The organism is Pseudomonas sp. PS02290 (assembly GCF_029960075.1).
Lineage (GTDB): Bacteria > Pseudomonadota > Gammaproteobacteria > Pseudomonadales > Pseudomonadaceae > Aquipseudomonas.
Map to the genome: position 1 here is coordinate 1 of NZ_JASCOY010000041.1, position 20,673 is coordinate 20,673.

19 protein-coding genes are annotated in these 20,673 nt (G+C 60.2%); all 19 read right to left on the reverse strand.

What is annotated here, in order from left to right; all coding sequences use genetic code 11:
• Positions 1-519 precede the first annotated feature (519 nt).
• Positions 520-969, reverse strand: coding sequence for a flagellar export protein FliJ (gene fliJ / locus QMX88_RS17660; RefSeq protein ID WP_192174142.1), 450 nt, complete (start codon positions 967-969; stop codon positions 520-522).
• Between the two features lie 6 nt (positions 970-975).
• Positions 976-2,334, reverse strand: a complete 1,359-nt coding sequence (gene fliI / locus QMX88_RS17665) for a flagellar protein export ATPase FliI (protein WP_192174141.1) — start codon at positions 2,332-2,334, stop codon at positions 976-978.
• Positions 2,324-3,139, reverse strand: coding sequence for a flagellar assembly protein FliH (gene fliH, locus QMX88_RS17670; protein ID WP_192174140.1), 816 nt, complete (start codon positions 3,137-3,139; stop codon positions 2,324-2,326). Before fliH ends, fliI begins: the two co-directional genes overlap by 11 nt.
• 15 nt (positions 3,140-3,154) lie before the next feature.
• Complete coding sequence (gene fliG, locus QMX88_RS17675) at positions 3,155-4,171, reverse strand: flagellar motor switch protein FliG (protein WP_065987292.1); 1,017 nt, start codon at positions 4,169-4,171, stop codon at positions 3,155-3,157.
• On the reverse strand, positions 4,164-5,942 hold the full coding sequence (gene fliF / locus QMX88_RS17680; RefSeq protein ID WP_192174139.1) for a flagellar basal-body MS-ring/collar protein FliF: 1,779 nt from the start codon (positions 5,940-5,942) through the stop codon (positions 4,164-4,166). The genes fliG and fliF overlap by 8 nt, the downstream gene beginning before the upstream one ends.
• Positions 5,943-5,956: 14 nt before the next feature.
• The gene (gene fliE, locus QMX88_RS17685; protein ID WP_065987290.1) at positions 5,957-6,286 is read right to left on the reverse strand and encodes a flagellar hook-basal body complex protein FliE; all 330 of its coding nucleotides are present in this window, start codon (positions 6,284-6,286) and stop codon (positions 5,957-5,959) included.
• A gap of 317 nt (positions 6,287-6,603) precedes the next feature.
• Positions 6,604-8,010: a sigma-54-dependent transcriptional regulator gene (locus tag QMX88_RS17690; protein WP_282371586.1), complete on the reverse strand. Its 1,407-nt coding sequence runs from the start codon at positions 8,008-8,010 to the stop codon at positions 6,604-6,606.
• The gene (locus QMX88_RS17695) at positions 8,007-9,248 is read right to left on the reverse strand and encodes a sensor histidine kinase (RefSeq protein WP_282371587.1); all 1,242 of its coding nucleotides are present in this window, start codon (positions 9,246-9,248) and stop codon (positions 8,007-8,009) included. The genes QMX88_RS17690 and QMX88_RS17695 overlap by 4 nt, the downstream gene beginning before the upstream one ends.
• Before the next feature lie 139 nt (positions 9,249-9,387).
• Entirely contained in the window at positions 9,388-10,863 is a 1,476-nt protein-coding gene (gene fleQ / locus QMX88_RS17700) for a transcriptional regulator FleQ (protein ID WP_192174136.1), read from the reverse strand.
• 169 nt (positions 10,864-11,032) lie between these two features.
• Complete coding sequence (gene fliT, locus QMX88_RS17705) at positions 11,033-11,329, reverse strand: flagellar protein FliT (RefSeq protein ID WP_133775902.1); 297 nt, start codon at positions 11,327-11,329, stop codon at positions 11,033-11,035.
• Positions 11,330-11,340: 11 nt separating this feature from the next.
• Positions 11,341-11,736, reverse strand: a complete 396-nt coding sequence (gene fliS / locus QMX88_RS17710) for a flagellar export chaperone FliS (protein ID WP_282371591.1) — start codon at positions 11,734-11,736, stop codon at positions 11,341-11,343.
• A gap of 122 nt (positions 11,737-11,858) precedes the next feature.
• The gene (fliD, locus tag QMX88_RS17715; RefSeq protein ID WP_282371593.1) at positions 11,859-13,289 is read right to left on the reverse strand and encodes a flagellar filament capping protein FliD; all 1,431 of its coding nucleotides are present in this window, start codon (positions 13,287-13,289) and stop codon (positions 11,859-11,861) included.
• A gap of 77 nt (positions 13,290-13,366) precedes the next feature.
• Positions 13,367-13,756, reverse strand: coding sequence for a flagellar protein FlaG (locus QMX88_RS17720; RefSeq protein WP_282371595.1), 390 nt, complete (start codon positions 13,754-13,756; stop codon positions 13,367-13,369).
• A gap of 73 nt (positions 13,757-13,829) precedes the next feature.
• The gene (locus tag QMX88_RS17725) at positions 13,830-14,681 is read right to left on the reverse strand and encodes a flagellin domain-containing protein (RefSeq protein WP_282371597.1); all 852 of its coding nucleotides are present in this window, start codon (positions 14,679-14,681) and stop codon (positions 13,830-13,832) included.
• Between the two features lie 299 nt (positions 14,682-14,980).
• On the reverse strand, positions 14,981-16,228 hold the full coding sequence (locus QMX88_RS17730; protein ID WP_282371599.1) for a flagellin N-terminal helical domain-containing protein: 1,248 nt from the start codon (positions 16,226-16,228) through the stop codon (positions 14,981-14,983).
• A gap of 170 nt (positions 16,229-16,398) precedes the next feature.
• Positions 16,399-16,647, reverse strand: a complete 249-nt coding sequence (locus QMX88_RS17735) for a hypothetical protein (RefSeq protein ID WP_282371601.1) — start codon at positions 16,645-16,647, stop codon at positions 16,399-16,401.
• Positions 16,644-17,939, reverse strand: coding sequence for a motility associated factor glycosyltransferase family protein (locus QMX88_RS17740; protein WP_282371603.1), 1,296 nt, complete (start codon positions 17,937-17,939; stop codon positions 16,644-16,646). The genes QMX88_RS17735 and QMX88_RS17740 overlap by 4 nt, the downstream gene beginning before the upstream one ends.
• Positions 17,940-18,040: 101 nt before the next feature.
• Positions 18,041-18,973: a ketoacyl-ACP synthase III gene (locus QMX88_RS17745; protein ID WP_282371604.1), complete on the reverse strand. Its 933-nt coding sequence runs from the start codon at positions 18,971-18,973 to the stop codon at positions 18,041-18,043.
• Positions 18,974-19,614: 641 nt separating this feature from the next.
• A complete protein-coding gene (gene pseI / locus QMX88_RS17750; protein ID WP_282371606.1) occupies positions 19,615-20,667 on the reverse strand; it encodes a pseudaminic acid synthase in 1,053 nt (350 codons plus the stop codon).
• Positions 20,668-20,673: the final 6 nt, after the last annotated feature.

Consider the following 20,673-nt stretch of genomic DNA (forward strand, 5'->3'; position numbering starts at 1 on the left):
CGCCGAACGGACATCCATGTCCTAGCGGCGCTCTCGCGGCATCCATGCCGCTCGGCCCACTCCGCGTCGTCTGCGTTCAGCCTGCACCCAAGTCGCGATTGCGGTGTTTGGGCTTTCTATGTACGAAAATCAAAAACAGATCAAAAACAGATCAAGAGCTTCCCGGCTAAAGCCAGTCCTACAGTGCAACTGCCTTTGATCTTCTCCCACGCCAGTTCAAACACCGCAAAACGCGACTCGGGTGCAGGCCGAGCGCAGGTTTTGCGCAGTGGGCCGAGCCGCATGGATGCGGCGAGAGCGCCGTCAGGACATGGATGTCCGTTCGGCGCGGGCCCACGGAGCAAGACCGGAGCGAGGGAACCCGACGCAGGAGGGCCAAACCAGGAGCAGGCACTTTTGGTTACTTTTAGTGCTTTTTAAAAGTAACTCGCCGAAGGCGAAACAGTCTGCCCCCAGGCAGACGCTCGTGATCTTAAGGGTCTTGATCTTGATCTTGATCTTGATCTTGATCTCAAGCTCCTAAAACTGCTCGGTCCGAGGCAACCTCTGTACCAACTCATCCAGCAGCTTTTGCTCGCGTTTATCTTCCAGCGCACGCGCCTCATCGATATACCGCTGCACCAGCTTGCGCAGCCCCTCCACCCGCGCATACGCTTTTTGCCACTCGCCGCGCGCCTTGTTCAGATTATTCTCATGCCACGCCAGACTCTGACGCTGCTGCGCCACCGCCGTCTCCAACTGATTGAGGAAGCGCTGATAATTCATCAGCCACTGACCCGACACCCCATGGGCGCCCTTGTCGATCCACTGCTGCTGATAATCAGAGCGAAACTTATCCAGCTCACCCAGCTTGGCCTCAGCCAGCCGCACCTGACCCTGAAAATGCCCCAGGCGCTGCACGGCGGCCTTCTCGACCTTCTCGGCCATCTCCACCACCGGCGCCAGACGGGCTGCGCGACTGACTGCCATGACCGGTTAACCCCCAGCCTGAGGATTGAAAATCTTCGCCAACTGCTCCTCACTGCTCTGCATGCTCTCGTTCTCCTGCAAGCCCTGGCGCAAATACTTCACCAACTGAGGCTGCAGCGAAATCGCCAGGTCAGTCTCGCGATCGCCGCCGGCCACGTACGCACCGACGCTGATCAGATCGCGGCTCTGCTGATAACGCGACCACAACTGCTTGAAATACTGCGCCTGAACCATGTGCTGCGGATCGACCACGGACGGCATCACCCGGCTGATCGACGCTTCGATATCGATGGCCGGGTAATGGCCTTCTTCGGCCAGTCGCCGCGACAGCACGATGTGGCCGTCGAGCACGCCTCGGGCCGAGTCGGCGATCGGGTCCTGCTGGTCGTCGCCTTCGGACAAAACGGTATAGAACGCGGTGATCGAACCCCCGCCCGCCTCGGCGTTACCGGCCCGTTCCACCAGCTTGGGCAGCTTGGCAAACACCGACGGCGGATAGCCTTTGGTCGCGGGTGGCTCGCCGATGGCCAGGGCGATCTCCCGCTGGGCCTGGGCGAAACGGGTCAGCGAATCCATCAGCAACAGGACATTCTTGCCCTTGTCGCGAAAATATTCGGCGATGCGCGTGCAATACATTGCCGCGCGCAGACGCATCAACGGCGCGTCATCCGCTGGGGAGGCCACGACGACAGAGCGCTTGAGGCCCTCCTCGCCCAGGCTGTGCTCGATGAATTCCTTCACCTCGCGGCCCCGTTCGCCAATCAGCCCGACGACGATGATGTCGGCCTCGGTGAAGCGGGTCATCATCCCCAGCAGCACGCTCTTGCCCACCCCGGTACCGGCGAACAGACCCAGACGCTGACCGCGGCCGACCGTCAACAAACCGTTGATGCAGCGAATGCCCACGTCCAGCGGCTGGCTGATCGGGTTGCGGTTGAGCGGGTTGATGGTCGGGCCGTCCATCGGCACCCAGTCTTCGGCTTTCATCCCGCCCTTGCCGTCGAGGGGGCGACCGGCGCCGTCGAGGACGCGGCCCAGCATGGTCATGCCCATCGGCAGACGGCCGGTGTCCGGCAGTGGCACGACGCGGGCGCCCGGTGCAATGCCGGAGACGCTGCCGACCGGCATCAGGAACACCTTGCCACCGGAGAAGCCCATGACCTCGGCTTCCACTTCGACCGGGTGATGACTGCCGTCGTTGATTACCATGCAGCGGCTGCCCATGGCCGCGCGCAGGCCCTCGGCTTCGAGGGTCAGGCCGACCATGCGCAGCAGTCGTCCTTCGACGATCGGCTGCGTAGGCAGGGAGATGGCGTCGGGATACGTGCTCAGACGCTTGGCGAAACTGGTGCGTTCAAGGCGCATCGACAGCACCCAGCGGGTAAGTGGTTTTCTCGGCGCTCTGGATCGCCTCTTCCAGTTCGATGGTCACATCGGGCGGCGCCGGATGAAGGGCCTGCTCGTGCAACTGATCGAACATTTTGCCGAGGGCCTGACTGATCCGCGCCTCGACCGTGGCGTCGATGCGGCTGTGCTCGCTCTCGACACGGCAACCGCCGGGCTGGATCGTATCGTCCTCGAGAATGCGCCAGGTTTCTTCGTGACGCTCACGCATGGCTTTGACCAGCGCGAAGTCCTGCGGGTTGACCAGAATGCGCACGTTGGCCGCCCCCATCGGCAACAGTCGCAACGCTTCGCGCAGCACCGTGCCGATCTGGCTGGAGTCAGTTTTCAGTTCGCGCTGGATGACCTGCCGGACCACGTGTTCGACCAGTGACACCATGGCTTTCTCGATCTGTGCGTCCTGGTCGGCGATGGGCTCGAACAGATGCCCCATCAGGGTTTCCATGCTCTCGAGCTTGGCCGCCAGGGCCACTTCTGCTTCCTGACGAACCTTGAGCTGGGTGCTGTGGAAACCCTCTTTTTCGCCGATGGCAAACCCTTCGTTGTAGGCGTCCTGGCGGATGCTTTCCAACTCTTCCAGGGTCATCGGCTGGACTTCCTCCAGCGGCACTTCTTCGCTTTCGGCGAGCTCGGCTTCTTCGATGACCGGTTCCGGCTCGGGCGTTTCCACCTGCGGGTCGAAGCTGGGCAAGGCCCAGACGTCGAGGCCGCGCAAATCCTGGGCGCGGATGAGCTCACTGGGTGCTGCTTTATCGGAGCTGGACATCAACGGCACCTACGCTTAAATCATTTCCTCGCCACCTTTGCCGCCAAGAACGATCTCCCCGGCCTCCGCCATACGACGGGCAATGGTGAGAATTTCTTTCTGGGCGCCTTCCACGTCGCTGACGCGAACCGGGCCTTTGGCTTCCAGGTCGTCGCGCAGCAGTTCGGCGGCACGTTTGGACATGTTCTTGAAAATCTTTTCCTTGATGGCGTCGTCGGAGCCCTTCAGTGCCAGGACCAGCACATCGGAGGAGACTTCGCGCAGCAAGGCCTGAATCCCGCGGTCGTCGACGTCGGACAGGTTGTTGAAGACAAACATGAGGTCTTCGATCTGCGTCGACAGGTCTTCGTCCACTTCGCGGATCGAATCCATGAGCTGGCCTTCGATCGAGCTGTCGAGGAAGTTCATGATATCCGCCGCACGCTTGATACCACCCAAGGTAGTACGGGACGTGTTGGCGTTGCCCGAGAACTGCTTCTCAAGGATCTGGTTCAATTCTTTCAGCGCCGCCGGCTGCACGGTGTTCAACGACGACACGCGCAGAATAATGTCCAGACGCACCTTGTGGTCGAAGTGGCTCAGCACTTCACCGGCCTGATCGGCGTCCAGGTAGGCCACGACGATGGCTTGAATCTGCGGGTGCTCGAAACGGATGACGTCGGCCACCGCGCGCGGTTCCATCCACTTCAGGCTGTCGAGACCGCTGGTGTTGCCGCCCAGCAGAATCCGGTCGATCAGGCCGTTGGCCTTGTCCTCGCCCAGTGCCTGGGTGAGCATCTTGCGGATGTAGCCGTCCGAGCCGATGCCGACACCGGTCTGATCGCCGACCACGTCGACGAACTCGCTCATCACCTGCTCGACCTGCTCGCGGTGCACATTGCGCATCTGCGCCATGGCCACGCCCACACGTTGAACCTCTTTCGGCCCCATGTGGCGCAAGACCTGCGCGGCATCGGTCTCACCCAGGGTAAGGAGCAGAATCGCGGCCTTGTCCACGCGGGTCAATTTAAGCGCAGCAGCTCTATCACTCATCAGCGTTGATCCACTCTTTGACGACCTGCGCTACACGCGCCGGGTCCTCGGCCACAAGGCTCTTGATTGCGTTGAGCTGTGCGTCATAGCCCTCGGTAGGGCTCGGCAACAGAATACTTTGCGGACCGCCCAGACTGACGCGGTCGTTTGCCAGTTCACCGTCCATCCCGATCATGCCGCCCAGCTCGGAGTCACCGTCAAGGCGCTTGCCTTGAGGATTGGTGATGCCCTTGAGCACCGGACGCAGTACACCGAACACCAGCACCAGGATGAACAGCACGCCCATGGCCTGTTTGACGATGTCCCAAAACCACGATTGCGAATAGAACGGAATGTCCGGGATCACTTCGCCGCGATCAGTGGAGAACGGCACGTTGATCACGCTGACGCTGTCACCACGGCTGGCGTCGAAGCCGACGGCGTCCTGCACCAGACGGGTGAAGCGCGCCAATTGATCGGCGGTCCACGGCACCATCGTTGTTTCGCCGTTGGCCGGGTTGACCTTGACCTGATCATCCACCACCACCGCAACCGACAGGCGATTGACCCGGCCCTGCTGCTGCTTGGTGTGGCTGATGGAACGGTCGAGCTCGAAGTTCTTGGTCGACTGGTTACGCTTGTCGGCCGGGTATGGCGCCAGCATCGGCTGACCGGTGGCCGGGTCCATGATCTGTTGACCGTTGGCGTCCAGCAGCGGTTGGCCCGGGGCGATGGCGCCCGCGGCACCTGCAGCACCGGCGGTGGCGTTCTGTGGCGCAGTCGCCGGGCCTGGCGGCTGGTTGCTCAAAGCACCCGGTACGCCACCTGAACCGCTGCCGCTGGAGCGTTGTTCGTTGACGGTCTGCTCGCTGCGCAGAGCAGGCTGGTCCGGGTTGAAGCTTTCGGCGGTGGATTCGACAGCGCTGAAATCAACGTCTGCCGAGACTTCTGCCTTGTAGCGGTCATTGCCCAGCACCGGCTGCAGGATGTTCTGTACACGCTGGGTCAGCATGCTTTCCATGCGACGGGTGTAATCAAATTGCTTGCCGGCCATGGACAGCTCGGAGTTCTCGGCCTGATCGGACAGCAGGTTGCCCTTCTGATCAACGACAGAAATCTGCGACTTGCTCAGTTCCGGCACGCTGGTGGCGACCAGGTTCATGATCGCCAGCACCTGACCCGGCTCCAGCGAACGACCGGCATACAGCTCAACCAGAATGGAAGCACTGGGCTTGCGATCGTCACGCACGAACACCGAGCTCTTCGGAATCGCCAGGTGAACGCGGGCGCCCTTGACGTTATTCAGGCTGGAGATGGTCCGCGCCAGTTCGCCTTCCAGGCCACGACGGTAACGAGTGGCCTCCATGAACTGGCTGGTGCCCAGGCCTTGATCCTTGTCGAGGATTTCGAAACCGACGTTGCCGTCGCTCTGGGCAATGCCGGCGCCGGCCAGCTTGATGCGGGCACGGGACAGGTCATCGGACTTCACCAGCAGCGCGCCGGAATTAGGCTCGACGGTGTAGGGAATGTCGGCCTGGGCCAACGTGTCCATCACCTGCTTGGTGTCGACACCCGACAGGCTGCCATAGAGCGGCTTGTAATCAGGCTGTTGCGACCAAAGCACGACGGCGAAACCAATCGCCACGCTGGCAGCCAGACCGACCATGAGGCCGACCTGACGCAGCATGGTCATCTCGGAGAGATTTTGCAGGAACGCCAGCCCGAACATCGGCGGCTTGCTTCCTGGCGCACCCGTTTTGGCGGGTACGTTATCGACGGCGGCTTCGGCCATGACTTAAATCGTCCTCAAACCGGCATTTGCATGATGTCTTGGTACGCCTGAACCAGCTTGTTGCGTACCTGGGTCAGCGCTTGAAACGACACGCTGGCTTTTTGCGAGGAGATCATCACGTCGGTGAGGTCCACGCCGCTCTTGCCCATCTCGAAAGCGGTCGACAACTGATTCGACGCCTGCTGGGTGTCGTTGACCTTGTTCACCGCCATGCCGAGCATGTCAGCAAAACTGCTCGCACCGGCCTGTTCTGGCGCTGCGATGGCCTTGGGCTGAGCCATGGCGTCCATTTGCATGGAGCGCATGTCCAACATCAAGCGATTAAATTCAACACCTTGGGTCATGACGTTTCTCTCAAAAGGGCCGCAGATTTTTGACACGGATTCAGCGGTTACCTAAGTATTAGCAACAAGGGTGCCAGACCAATAGCGGCGATGTGCCACGTTTGATGAAAGTGTTCGGATGGGTATTTGAACGGACACATAAACGCAGAGGCGCTTCACGCATTGACACCGCGCGATGCCCTATCAGACGCAGTCCCTGTGGGAATGAGCTTGCTCACGAAGACGGCATCACACCCACTGAAAAATCAGCGGGTTGTCGGATATCGGTCGTCAGCTCAAATCAGGCAGGCATCCATTTCACCGACACGCGCGCCTGCTCAGGAGGCAAACAAAAACCCTTCGACATCCATCCCCGCATCACGCATCTGCGCCAGCTTGTAGCGCAACGTACGCGGGCTGATACCGAGGCGTTCGGCGGCCTCTTTGCGACGGCCGCGCTCGGCGCGAAGGGTGTCGATGATCATCTGGAACTCCCGGCGACGCAGGTCTTCACCCAGTGCGCCGGCCCCTTCCCCGCTGCCGATATCGGGCGACACTTCCATGGCGCCGGTCGCGACCGCCGACACCTGAGGGGTTGGCGCGGCGGCGAACGTGACCGGCCCGGCAAGACAGAAGTCCTCTGCCTGAATCACCCCGCCCTGCTGCAGAATCAGCGCCCGCTGTACCGCGTTGTCCAGCTCGCGGACATTGCCCGGCCAGGCGTAGCCGACCAGACACTTCTGCGCCTCGGCCGACAGCCGCACCGGCCCGTGCTTCATTTTATTGACGTGCTTGGCCAGCAGACGCTCGGCCAGCGGCAGAATGTCGGCGGGACGCTGGCGCAAGGATTGCCACGCGAGCGGGAACACCGACAGTCGATAAAACAGGTCTTCGCGGAAACGCCCGGCCGCCACTTCGCCCGCCAGATCGCGGTTAGTCGTCGCCAGCACGCGGATGTCCAGTTCGATAGGCTTGCGCGCACCGACCCGCTCCACTTCCCGCTCCTGCAGCACACGCAACAGCTTGGCCTGCAGGCCCATGGGCATTTCGGAAATCTCGTCGAGCAGCAGAGTGCCGCCCTCGGCCTGCTCGAACTTGCCGGCCTGGGAAGCAATGGCACCGGTGAACGAACCCTTTTCGTGGCCGAACAGGGTAGCTTCGAGCATGTTGTCCGGGATGGCCGCACAGTTGATCGCAATGAACGGCTTGCCGGCGCGCGGCGACTGCTGATGAATGAAACGCGCCAGCACTTCTTTACCCGTGCCCGACTCGCCGGAAATCAACACCGTCGAATCGCTCTTCGCGACACGACTGGCGAGGCTGAGCAACTGCACGCTGGCAGGCTCGACCGCGATCGGACCCTCGCCATCGGCCGGCCCGAGGCGACCCAACGCATGGCGGGCAACCAACGCCACCAACGCCTTGGGCTCGAACGGTTTGACCAGATAATCGGCCGCGCCCTGACGCATCGCCTCCACCGCGCGGTCGACCGTGCCATGGGCGGTCATCAACAGCACCGGCAACTGCGGGTAGCGGCTGCGCAACTGGCCGAGCAATTGGTGCCCGTCCATGCCGGGCATATTGACGTCGCTGACCACCAGGCTGAACGACGAATCGGCAGCGGCGATCAGCGCCTCTTCCGCCGAGCCAACCGCGTGATAATCATGGCCGGCCAGCGCCAGGGTTTCGCCCAGTGCTTCGCGCAGAGACGGGTCATCCTCGACCAGCAGCACCTTGATGGTCATGAGCGCTCACCTGCCGTTATTGCCAACGCGCCAGGGCCTGTCTCCGGAACCAGTGGCAACGACACGATGGCGCAGGTGCCACGGCCCGGACGCGAGCGGAATTCGACACGCCCCTGATGCGCCCGCGCCACGGCGGTGACAACGGCCAGACCGAGACCGGTGCCGGTGGTTTTGGTGGTGAAGAAGGGCTCGCCGATGCGGGCCAGGGCCGCAGGCTCGATGCCGCTGCCACTGTCGCTGACACACAGGCGCAACGTGTTGCCGCGGTTGTACGCATGAATCTTGAGGCGGCGCCGCCCGTCACTCTGGCCGGCACTGGCCTGGACCGCGTTTTCAATGAGGTTGAGCAGCGCGCCGACCAGCGTGTCGCGGTTGCACAGCAACTCACCCGACGGGCTGTCGCACTGCCAGCGCACGGCCACATCACGCACATGGGTCTGGGCGGCGGATTCGAGGGCGGCCACCAGCGCGGCCGGCGTCACTCGGTCAGTCAGCGGCAATTCGCCACGGGCAAACACCAGCATGTCGCGGACCTGATGCTCGAGCTCGTGCAACCGCTCTTTAAGACGTCCGGCAAAGCGCTGTTGGGTTTCGACGTTCAAGGCCTGTTCGGCCAGGTGGCTGGCGTAGATCATGGCGGCGGACAGCGGCGTACGGATCTGATGGGCCAGCGACGCGACCATGCGGCCCAGGGACGACAAACGCTCATGGCGCGCCAGCTGGCTTTGCAGATGACGGGTTTCGGTCAGGTCGTTGAGCAGCACCAATTGGCCCGGCTCGGCGTCCAGCGAACGGGTGGCAATAGACAGCCGACGCCCGTCCTTCAGGGAGATTTCGTGGCCATCGTCCTCGCGCGGCGCAAAGCAGCGGGCGATGACGTGGCGCCAGAGCATGCCGATCAACGGCTCGCCCAGCAGATCCAGTGCGGCAGGATTGGCCTCGCGGACCATGCCAGTGCCGTCGATAACAATGACGCCACCGGGCAGCAGATCGAGCAGATGCTGCAAGCGGTTCGCCAGACGCTCTTTCTCCGCCAATTCCTCCATGCGCTGGGCGCTGACCACGGCCAGCTCGCCCTTGAGCTCGGTGACACGCGCTTCGAGCAGGCCGTAGGAATCGGTCAGTTGAGTCGACATCTGGCTGAACAGCGCGAAGGCCTGTTCAAGGCCTTGCCTGCTGGCCACTTCCGGGGACTGCTGCACTAACGAACCAATGGCTGAACCGGGTTCGGAAGACATCTGAGCGGCCTGGGGCATAGTTGATCTCTCGGGTAGCGAACCGTCAGTAAACGGTATGTTCTCAGAGACTTAGCAATCCCCGTGCCGAAAAAAAACCGCTGAAAAATCAGCGGTTTATTTTTGACGCGTCAAACGACAGTCAGTCTTCGACCTGTTCGTCGCCTTCGCGACGGCTCATGCCGTACTTGCGCATTTTCTCTACCAGCGTGGTGCGGCGGATACGCAAACGCTCGGCGGCGCGTGCCACGATCCCGTTGGCATCGTCCAGCGCCTGCTGAATCAGGCCCTGCTCCAGACCACCGAGGTAGTCCTTCAGGTCCAGGCCTTCAGGCGGCAGCAATGCGCTGCTGGCGAAGTTTGGCGTATGGCCGTTGATGGCCACGCGCTCTTCGAGATCGCTGCGCAGGCTGTCGACGAGTTGCTCGTCTTCGTCGTCGACGTAGCGGAATTTCTTCGGCAGCTCGGAGACGCCAATGACACCATACGGATGCATGATCGCCATGCGCTCGACGAGGTTGGCGAGTTCACGCACGTTGCCCGGCCAACCGTGACGGCACAGGGACATGATGGCAGCGGAATTGAAGCGGATCGACCCGCGCTTCTCATGCTCCATGCGCGAAATCAGCTCGTTCATCAGCAGCGGAATGTCTTCCACACGCTCACGCAACGGGGCCATTTCGATCGGGAACACGTTCAGACGGTAGTACAGATCCTCGCGGAAACTGCCGATGACGATCATGTCTTCAAGATTTTTATGCGTCGCAGCAATGATCCGCACGTCGACGCTCTGGGTCTTGTTGCTGCCCACGCGCTCGAAGGTGCGTTCCTGCAAGACGCGCAGCAGCTTGACCTGCATCGGCAGCGGCATGTCGCCGATCTCATCGAGAAACAGCGTCCCGCCGTTGGCCAGTTCGAAGCGCCCTGCCCGGCTGGTGATGGCGCCGGTGAAGGCGCCCTTCTCGTGGCCGAACAATTCGCTTTCGAGCAGCTCGGCCGGAATCGCGCCGCAGTTGACCGGCACAAACGGCGCATCGCGGCGCTTGGAATGATAATGCAGGTTACGCGCGACGACTTCCTTGCCGGTCCCGGATTCACCGAGGATGAGCACGCTGGCGTCGGTGTCGGCGACCTGCTGCATCATCTGGCGAACGTGCTGAATCGCACGGCTGGTGCCGACGAGGCTGCGGAAAAGATTGGGTTCGCGCTGACGCCCGCGTTCACGGGCCTGGTCGTACATCTCGCGATAGACCTGGGCGCGGTGCAGGGAGTCCAGCAGTTTGCTGTAGCTGGGCGGCATCTCGACGGTGGAGAGGACCCGGCGGCGCAGATCGTCCGCCAGTTCGGCCGAGGAATTCTCGCCCATCAGCAGGACCGGAAGAAACTCGTCCCACGCGGCCACGGTTTTGAGCAGGCCTTGAAGGCTGCCCGGGGCGTTCACGCTGCCGACCAGCACGCAAAGCACTTCTCGGGTGGATGTCAACGAACCCACGACTTGCTGCCAGTCTGTGCTGGAGCAAGACAGGTTCTCATCACCCAGAAAATTCAGGATCACCGCCATGTCACGGCGGCGCTGGCTATCGTCATCGATCAGCAGGATTTTGATTTCACGCCACATGCAATAGCAACTTCCCTAGTCAACTCGATGCCCGATCACGGGCAAGCTTGGCTTTCGTATCGTCCGTTGAGACGTGTCAATCACCGAAATTAGTGAACTTCACTAGTTAAGTCAAAAAACCGTACACAGTCAAATTTATGGCGTACTTATTTTGGCTATGGACCAAGTGTCAACCGAACAGATGGTAAACCTTTGCCGCGCTTTTCGCTCGCTGGATCTGCGACATTTCGTCGACGATCGCTTGACGTTCGCCCACAGCAACGTCAATAAGCTTGCGATAGACGCCTAGCAGCTCTTCCAGATTATTTCGCAGCTCAGGCTCATCGTTGCTTGCCTGGCTGATGACCTCATCGACACAGGCCCGGCAGGCCATATCGAGCTGGCCGATCGCCTCCCAGTCACGCTGCTCGAGGGCATCGACCAAGGCTTCACGGGTTTCTTCGATTCGCTTGAGTGCAGCGCTCATGGGGTTCTCCTTCAGAGCACGGGTTGCTGATCGCCGATCGCATCCCAGCCTTCCTTGACCGTGATCAGCAGGCCGCTGACTTCATCGAGGATCTTCGGATCGGATTTGATGTTCGCTTCCGCCAGACGCTTCATCAGGTAAACGTACAGGTTGTCGACGTGGGCCAGGGCTTGCGCCTGCTTTTCCATGTCCAGACCTTCGCGCAGGCCGCCGATGATTTCAATCGCCTTGCCGATCAACAAGCCTTTGGCGGGGGTGTCTTTGCGCTCGATGGCGCCCTTGGCCTGGGCAATACGGTCCAGGCCGGCTTCCATCAGCATCTGCACCAGACGGTGTGGCGTGGCCACTGCGGTCTGGGCATGTGAGTTGACCTTCTGATACTGCCGAAGGGCTGCCATACGGTTCATTGTCTTACCTCGCACAACTCGAAGTTTCTATATTGAGGGTATCGACACGGGCCGGAAAAACTTTAAGGCCAGATGCCAAAAACCCGGCACTGGCGGCCGGGTCTTGATCAACTCGTCAACGGTCAGCCACTTTTCTGGGCATTGAGCGAGTCGAAGAACGAGGTGATGCTGGTGGAAGAGGCTTTCAGCTGCCCCACCAGCAAGTCCATCGCGTTGTATTTGGCGGTCAGGGTAGCGGTCAGCGTGGTCACCCGCAGGTCGAGGGCGGCCTGTTGGTTTGTCAGATCGGTCTGCTGCTTGTTGAGGCTGGTGGTGCGCGTGTCGAAAATACCGCCGGTCTGGGTGTAAGGCGTGATGGCAGCCTGCATCCGCGAGAGCAAGCCGTTGGTGCTGTCCGTGCCACTGAACAGTTGCTGCACGTCGCCCGCCAGGCCCTGGTCCATCGCCTTGCTAAACTTGGTGGCATCGAGGCTCAGCGTACCGTCGGATTGACCGGTGGTGATGCCCAGCTGCGAAAGCACGGAAAGGCCACCTGGGGCACCGGTCGTCACCAGCTGGTCGCGGATGGCCGAGAGGATCGAGCGCGGCATCGCATCGCCGGTCAACGCCGCAGCCGTCACGGTTGCGCCGGTGGTTTTGTCCGGGGTGTCGCTTACCGTCGCCTTGGTGACACTGGACACGGCTTTGACGACGGTGTTGTAAGCATCGACGAAGGTTTGCAGCGAGGCTTTCAGGCCATCGTTGTTCCCCGACACCGTCACAGTCGAAGTACCCGTTCCCCCCACCAGTGTCATGGAAACGCCACCAAGGCTCTTGTCGATGGTGTTGCTGGCACTGGTGATACTCAGGCCGTTGACGGTCAGACTGGCGTCTACCGCTTGCTTGTCGATGTAGCCCGCGCTGGTGGTACTGGCCGGATCAAGCTTCGCGTTGGCAGCAATGTTGAACTCGGGCGACGTGGTGCTCGACGCCGTGATGTCCGTGCCTTTACCCGTCACCGTCGAGCTGAACACCAGGCGTGAACCATTGTCATCGGTGATGATGTTGGCGCTGATCTTCGAGGTCGCGCTTTGTGCGTTGATCTGCTTGGCGACCGACGCCAGCGTGGCACCGGTCGGGATGGTGATCTTGGTGTCAATGCCATTTTGAGTGAGGGTCAAATCGCCACTCGGAATAGCACTGGCGGACCCGCCGGAGAAAGAAGCGCTCGCGACACTGGAACTGGTGGCAAGGCCTATGACGTTGATGTTGTAAGTACCGGGCACGGCCGAGTTATCGGACGTTACGGTCAGCTTGGTCGCGTCCGAGGCTTTTGCCGCATAGCCGGCGAATGCAGGCGTGTCGGTTTTCCCGAGGTTGGTCAGGGCGGTCTGAAAGGCAGTCATCGCGCTTTGCAGCGTGCCGATGCCGGAAATCTTGGTGGTGACCAGTTTGGTCTGAGTGGTGATCTGGGTCTGCTTGGCCGACTTGTCGGAGTTGACCAGCGCGGTGACGATGTCACCGATTGCCAGGCCCGAGCCGAGGCCGGTTGCAGGTGTAATAGGACTAGCCATGTGAGTCTCCTTTCAGTTGTAGTCGGCATTTTGACGAGCACGCCACACCTAAGTGCCGCGTTCACGTTTCATGCCATTTAAACTTTCGCGTCGAACAACAGGCTGTTGGCGTTCTTCAGACTGTCGGCGAGCTTCAACGCCTCAGCAGACGGCAATTGCCGCACCACTTCACCTGTATCGGCGGCGATCACTTTCACCACCACTTTCCCCGACTTGTCGTCGATGGAAAACTCCAAGTTACGATGAACCGGCTGAAAGAACTTTTCCATTAGCTTGACGGCCGCTTCCAGTTCTTCTGGCTTCCTGTCTGGATCTGAGTCTTTACTTGTCGATGAGTCTGACGACGATGAAGCCGCCGGAGCAGGAACGACTTGAGGCGCCACGGCTGGCTTGTCAGCAACCACAGGCACCGCGGGCAACGACTGGATCATTGGATAAGACACATTCATCCTGTTACTTATGTCCATGTACACTCACCTCTCGAAAGTAAAAAGCGGGAGAGCACGCAAGCATACTCCCCCGCCAAAACTCTAGCCGTTATTACTGAAGCAGTTTCAGAACAGCGGATGGCAGCTGGTTAGCCTGGGCCAGAACAGAGGTGGAAGCTGATTGCAGAGTCTGTTGTTTGGTCAGGTTAGCGGTTTCAGCGGCGAAGTCGGTGTCTTGAATACGACCCAGTGCAGCAGTGGCGTTTTCGTTAACGTTTTGCAGGTTGGAAATGGTGCTGGTCAGACGGTTTTGCGAAGCACCCAGGCTCGAACGGGTGCTGTTGATCGTTGCCAGAGCCGCGTCGATTGCCGAAATAGCGGCGTCAACGTTGGTGTGGGCAGAGGTGTTGTCGCTGCCGCTGATCGAGCTGCTACCGCTCGAAACGCCCAGAGCCGAAGCAGTGAAGCTGCCGGTCAGGACCAGGTCGATGTGGTTCGAAGTACCGGTGTTGGAACCGACTTGCAGAGTCACGGTGCTAGCGGAACCGTCCAGCAGGTTCTTGCCGTTCAGGTTGGTGGACTGAGCGATACGGGTCAGTTCGTCAGACATCTGGCCGTATTCGGCGTTCAGCGAGTTACGGTCAGCAGTGCCGTTGGTGTCGTTTCGGGACTGAACAGCCAGTTCACGCATACGCTGCAGAATGTTGGTCGATTCTTGCAGAGCGCCTTCAGCGGTCTGAGCGATCGAGATACCGTCGTTGGCGTTCTTGATGGCAACAGTCTGGCCGCGGATTTGCGAAGTTTCGCGGGTTGCGATCTGCAGGCCGGCTGCGTCGTCTTTAGCGCTGTTGATTTTCAGACCGGAAGACAGACGAGTCATCGAAGTCGACAGTGCATCGGAAGCTTTGGACAGGTTCTTCTGAACAGCCAGGGAAGCTACGTTGGTGTTTACGCCTAAAGCCATGATGAATTCCTCGTGAGTTGTTTGCTGCGGCTATCCGGCCCTGGCAAGCGCCGGGTGTGGCCTAGAGAACCTACGTAATGTTTATCGTCGCGGTTGCCAGGAGCTTGAGGGCTTTTTCAAATTTATTTGCCACCAGAGCGCCACCCCCGCAGTTTGTTGTCCGGGGATACACAGCGTTTCGGCGCAACCCCCGTAAGCTTTAACCTGACCCGGCGATTTGTTAACCAGTTCTCAAAAAGACGGGCGCCCCCTGCGGCGCGCCCGGGCTTTGGTTGGCCTTATCTATAGAGGCATGGGGGTTATTGCAGCAGCTTGAGGACGGCTGCCGGTAATTGGTTGGCTTGGGCCAGGACTGCCGTTGAGGCTTGCTGGAGGGTTTGTTGTTTCGTCATCTCCGCGGTTTCTGCAGCGAAGTCGACGTCTTCGATCTGGCCTCGGGACGCGGTGGCGTTCTTGGTCATGTTCTGAAGATTTTCCATGGCGCTCATCATGCGATTCTGATTGGCGCCCAGATCGGCTCGGGCAGAGTTGATCTTGCCGATCGCGGCATCAATGGCCTTTATGGTGTATTCGATGTTCTCGGTGCGGGCAGGTTTGTTGAGAGCCTCATCTGCAGACTTGGCATCGCCAAGGATTTTCTCGGCGTCAGTCACCGCCTTTTTGGCGGCGTTAAGGGTGTCGACATCGGCTTGCACAGGCGTCTGGATCCCTGCAAATGTCGCCTCGGCGGCAATGAGCCCGGTCTTCGCCGTCTCAATGTCATTCACCATCTGCGGCGTGACAGTGTTGACGATGTTGCGCGCACCTCTGCCGTCGATTGAGAGCGGCGTGTAATCACCTTTGACGATGGCCGCCGAGCCCGAATGTGTTGCAGTTGCAGCAACAGCCGCCCGATCTTCAGTCGCCACAAAGATTGACTCGGATGAGAAGTCGTCACTCAACGTAAGGCTGATCTTCTCGGTAGCGCCAACATTCGCCCCAATCTGGAAACTCAGTTCCCCCGCACTTCCGTCCAGCAAATTTAACTCAGCGCCGAACGTTGTACCTTTGGCAGTTCTGGACACTTCGGCCGTCAGCTTCAGAAACTCAGCATTCAAAGCGTCCCTTTCTTTCGGACCTTTATCACCGTTGGCAGCCTGCACAGCGAGATCGCGCATCCGCTGCAAGTTATTCAAAGACTGATCCAGCGCGCCTTCGGCCGTTTGAATAATGGATATAGCCGCCCCCGCATTACGCGTCGCGACAGTCATGCCACGTATTTGAGTTGTCAGCCGAGTAGCGAGCTGCAATCCAGCAGCATCATCCTTGGCGGTATTGATCCGCAGCCCTGAAGACAGGCGGGTCATTGCGGTGCTCAATAGATCAGAAGAGCGGTTTAGATTCCGCTGAACAGACAGTGATGCAATATTGGTATTTACGGTTAAAGCCATTTTGAATTCCTCGTTGATAGAAACGGAGGGTTCTCTAATATCGGGGAATTCCATTTCTCCCGGAGAACCTACAGTCCCGGTATCGACGATTTGCATAGTGGCTTTAACAACAAACATGGCGCGCGGGATGCGCCATCACGACACATGAAGGGGAATAAATCAGCTAAGTATTTAAATGGCCTGAAGATTAAAAAAATTCAAAAAAAAGACCCATACGGGCCGCTTAATTCAGATCAAACTGAGACTAATGTAGGAGTTTTCTCTAACTTCCCGACAATGGGAAAGTGTCAGACTTCAAGAAATTCGACTTCAAGCCAATCAGCCACCCCCAACCAGTCCTGCCGCTCCTGGCACGCCAGAATCGCACTCAACACCCTCCCCCATTCAGCCTGTCTCTCAGCAGAAACCCCATCCATCAACGGCAGCGATCGATCAATCAACTCGACCATTTTCAAGGCCCCTTCGATATCCCGGCCAAGACGAAACAGCTTCGCGCAGTCGCGGGCTTCTTCTACAACGTGTTCAGGCAGGGTCATGGCAAAGTCCAGTCCGGGTCGAAGTCGGCGCCGGCGATCAAAGCACCGTCGCGGCTGGTGTTGAGGAACGTGACCTCGGGGTGGCGGGCGATGAAGCGTTCGAGTTCGATGAGGTAGCTGCGGAAATTGAGCTGCGTCTTGACCTTGTTGCCTCGGCCGTCGCGCACCCAGTGTTTGGCGATACTCAGGGCAGGCCCCAGGTCGCCGTCCTGCCAGCCGGTGTGGGTCTTGCCGCCGGGAAAGGCGAAGTCGGCGCCGAAGAGGGTGATCCGCGCGGCGCCCATTTTGACCGCGAGATCGACGGCCGGATGAATGACGCTGCCCCCCACATACAAGGTGGCCTTGGGAATCTGCTCGCGCAGGTGGGCATACAGCGGGCTGGTGGAATAGCCGACGTAGCGCGGGCCTTGCCATGCCTCCAGCATTGCGGCTTCCTGGCCCGGCACATAGACCAGCGCGATGTGCGCCGAATCCTCGGCGGGGAGATGTCGCGGGGTGATGCGGTGGTCGATGCTCACCACAACATCCGGGGTGATGCCCTGGTTGCGCAGCGGCACGTAGGCGGTATCCACACAAATGATCAGGGGCCGGTTGGCGCTGTTCGACGTGCTCAAGAGGCGCGGCAAATGCTGTTGCAGACTGGGTCCCGTGGCGATCACGAACACGTCGCACCCGGATTGAGTGTCAAACAACTCGGCGACATCGGTGTCCTGTTGCAGCAGCGCCCTGCCCTGCTCCAGCAGGCGCGCGTTATCGGGGGTATCGGCGGCGAACGCGTGATTGTTGAAGTCGACATGCACCTCGCTGACCAGCCGATCGCGGATCCGCGCGCTGCTGTCGTCGGCCAGCACCAGTTCGGCCGGCAGCGCGAAGAATGGCAGGAGGATTTCGCTCTGGGCATCAGCGTACGCGAGGTTCACGCGGGGGTCGGACAGCCAGTCATCCTGTTCCAGCAGTTGCAGCACCAGGGCGAACAGCGCGCCATTGAGGATGTGGACGTGCAGCGTTTGCAGGGAAGCGTCGGCCAACAATACCCGCTGCAGATCGCCGAGGGCGGTGCCGTAAAGGTGAACGACGGGGCTGTTGCCGGGGAGGCTTTGTGCCTGGGTGTGCGCTTCGGCGAGGCGATCATGGCGGCTGGTGAGCTGGATCCCGCCAATGCTGAGGGTCGATTGCCGGCCTTCGATCAACTGCGCAGGAATGGAGTCGATGTGTTCGGCGCTCAACCGCTGCGCCACGTCAGGCCAGCGCTGTTGGATCACGGCGAGATTGTGCTGGAAAAACTCGCTCATGACGGCAATCCTTTTCCTATTGGAAGTGCAGAACGCAAAACGGCGACCTGAGAAATCAGCGTCGCCGTTGTGCAGGCTGGGATCAGCCTGGTGACGCGATCTCAGGGACGATAAAGGATCGCCGAGCCCCACGACAAGCCCACGCCGAAACCACTGACCGCGATGCGTTTCCAGGTGGCGTTCATGACGTGTTTTTCCAGCAGCAGCGGAATGCTGGACGACACCGTGTTGCCGGTCTCGAGCATGTCCTTGACGAATTTCTCCGGCGACTTGCCGTCTTCGAACCGACGGGCGACCGCATCGACGATGGCCGCGCTGCCCTGGTGGATGCAGAACGCATCGACGTCGGAGGATTGCAGGCCGGAGTCTTCGAGCAATTCGTTGAGGTGCGCCGGCACTTTGACCAGCGCGAAGTTGAACACCTGACGCCCGTTCATGTAGAACGCGCCGTCGGTGGTCTTGAGGAACTCCGCGCCCGAGCCGTCGGTGCCGAACTTGGATTTGCCCAGCTGCCACGGGGCGTCGTCGCTCATCCAGGTCGCGGTGGCGGCGTCGCCGAAGAGCATGGTGGTGTTGCGGTCTTCCGGGTCGACGATCTTCGAATACGGGTCGGCGGTGACCAGCAGGCCGTTTTTCAACCCGGTCGCTTCCATGAAGCCTTTCAGCGCATAGATACCGTAGACATAACCCGAGCAACCCAGGGAAATGTCGAACGCGGCGACGTGGGTCGGCAGGCCGAGTTTGTGTTGAACGATGGCGGCCGTGTGAGGCAGACCTTCTTCGTCGCCGTTCTGGGTGACGACGATCAATGCGTCGATGGCGTCCCGCGACAGACCGGGGTTGTTGGCGAACAGCTGGTTGACCGCTTCGACGCACAGGTCCGAGGTTTCCTGGGTGTCGTCTTTGCGCGGCAGAAAAGCAGAACCGATCTTGCCAAGGATGAAGTCTTCATCCTTTCCGAATTTGGCACCCTGGGCGTAATTGTCGACGCCGGCTGTGGGCACATAACTCGCTATGCTCTTGATGCCAATCATCATGGCTTCCCAATAAAAAACTGCTGAACATCACCCGGCGCGGTTAGGCGGGGCGTTGAAAATCCGGGGCTTGCGGCCTGAAAAAAGGGCAACGTACAGGTCAGGGCAGTACCAGAATCGCTCTGGAATCAGCCCGACGACGTCACGGCCCGCCAACACGATACAGTGAAGATGCCCGTTATGACCCACAGGTCACCAAAAGTTTTACAAGCTTTTAGCTGACCGACAGGTACGGCGCAACATCAGATCGCCGGTCAGACAGGCAATTGACATGAAGATGTCACGGGATTGTGGCGGGTGGTTCAGTGTCATCGGCATTGCGTCAGACGCTAATTCATCGGACGACACGTGACATCGTGGGAGTGAGCTTGCTCACGAAGGCGGCATTCCAAACCCTGAAAATGCGGCGAATGTTCAGCCCCCTTCGCGAGCAAGCTCGCTCCCACAGGTTTTGCGTACGCTGAAGATTATGGGCATTGCGCAGAACCACTGTGGGAGTGAGCTTGCTCACGAAGGCGGCATTCCAAACGCTGAAAATGCGGCGAATGTACCGGCCCCTTCGCGAGCAAGCTCGCTCCCACAGATTTTGCGTGCGCTGAAGATAATGGTCCCTCTCACAAGCTTAGTCGGTCGCGCGAGTGCTAACCCATCCCATCCCAGCTCAACGCAGTCCCGCGTTTCAGCGCGTGTCGGGCCTTGCGCCCGAGGACGGCGTCGATGTGTTTGGGCGCCAGGCCAAGGCCGGGGCGGATGGCGCGGATGTTGTCCGGGGTGAAAGCCTCGCCCTCGGCGATGTCCCGCACCACATACAACGAGCGGCGGTATTGCAGCGATTTCTGTTCGGCTTCAGTGGCGCCGTATTGCACGTGGCCCATGCCTTGCCAGGCGCGCTCGGTTTCAATGACCAGGCTGGCCATTTCTGCTGGCTCCAGCGAGAAACTGGCGTCGACCCCGCCGTCGGCGCGTTCGAGGGTGAAGTGCTTTTCGATGACCGTCGCGCCCATGGCCACCGCCGCCACCGACACGCCAACGCCCATGGTGTGATCGGACAAGCCGACCTGGCAGCCAAACAGCCCGGCCATATGCGGAATTGTGCGCACGTGGCTGTTGGCCGGTGTCGCCGGGTAAGTGCTGGTGCATTTCAGCAGCACCAGATCCTTGCAGCCCGCCGCCCGCGCAGCGCGCACGCTTTCGTCCAGCTCGGCGATGCTGGCCATGCCGGTGGAGATGATTATCGGCTTGCCAGTGGCCGCCACTTTGCGAATCAGCGGGATGTCAGTGTTCTCAAAGCTGGCGATCTTGTAGGCCGGCACGTCGAGGCTTTCGAGAAAATCCACGGCGGTCTCGTCGAATGGCGTGGAAAACGCCAGCAGCCCCAGTTCTTTCGCACGGGCGAAGATCGGCGCGTGCCAGTCCCACGGCGTGTGCGCCTGCTCGTAGAGCGCATACAGCGAGGTCCCGGCCCACAAGCTGTTGGGGTCTTTGATGAAGAACTCGCCCTCGGCGATGTCCAGGGTCATGGTGTCGGCAGTGTAGGTTTGCAGCTTGAGGGCGTGGGCGCCCGCCTTGGCCGCCGCCTCGACGATGCGCAACGCCTGATCCAGCGACTGATTATGGTTGCCGCTCATCTCGGCAATGATGAACGGTGGCGCGTCGGGGCCGATGGTTCGGGAACCGATCTTGAAAGAATTCATCGTTGC